General features: G+C 41.0%; 2 tRNA genes and 1 rRNA gene. All 3 read left to right on the forward strand.

Features of this window, described 5'->3' with window-relative positions:
• Nucleotides 1–77: ribosomal RNA gene (locus H5157_RS20665) — 16S ribosomal RNA — on the forward strand; the annotation flags it as partial.
• A 76-nt stretch (nucleotides 78–153) separates the two neighbouring features.
• Nucleotides 154–230, forward strand: a tRNA-Ile gene (locus tag H5157_RS20670).
• A 50-nt stretch (nucleotides 231–280) separates the two neighbouring features.
• Nucleotides 281–356, forward strand: a tRNA-Ala gene (locus H5157_RS20675).
• Nucleotides 357–571 lie beyond the last annotated feature (215 nt).

The following is a 571-nucleotide window of genomic DNA, read 5'->3' on the forward strand; positions in this document are numbered from 1 at the left end:
CCACGGAGTGATTCATGACTGGGGTGAAGTCGTAACAAGGTAGCCCTAGGGGAACCTGGGGCTGGATCACCTCCTTATACGATTTAGAACTTATTTGTTCGTAGTGTCCACACAGATGATTGTTATTGTAAAGAGAACAACACTTATTGTTTTGGGTCTGTAGCTCAGCTGGTTAGAGCGCACCCCTGATAAGGGTGAGGTCGGTAGTTCAAATCTACTCAGACCCACCACTTCTTGTCTAATCAAGAAGATGGTTAAAACAGTAAGTACCAGCATATGTGGGGCTATAGCTCAGCTGGGAGAGCGCCTGCCTTGCACGCAGGAGGTCAGCAGTTCGATCCTGCTTAGCTCCACCACTTTTACTTCTTAAAAATAAATATTCTTTATCGGGCCATTAACCGCCTGAGAATAGAGTGTGTTTAATTTTGAGAGGTTTTTGTATCTCTTGCTCTTTAAAAATTTGGAAAAGCTGATAATAAAATTCTGATAGATACTTTGTATTTATCAAGAGTTTTCAAAAGTAAAAAAAGAATGGTAGCAGTACCATTCAGTGCCATTTGATTAACGTTTT

This window comes from Pseudoalteromonas sp. SG43-3 (genome assembly GCF_014164385.1).
GTDB lineage: Bacteria > Pseudomonadota > Gammaproteobacteria > Enterobacterales > Alteromonadaceae > Pseudoalteromonas > Pseudoalteromonas distincta.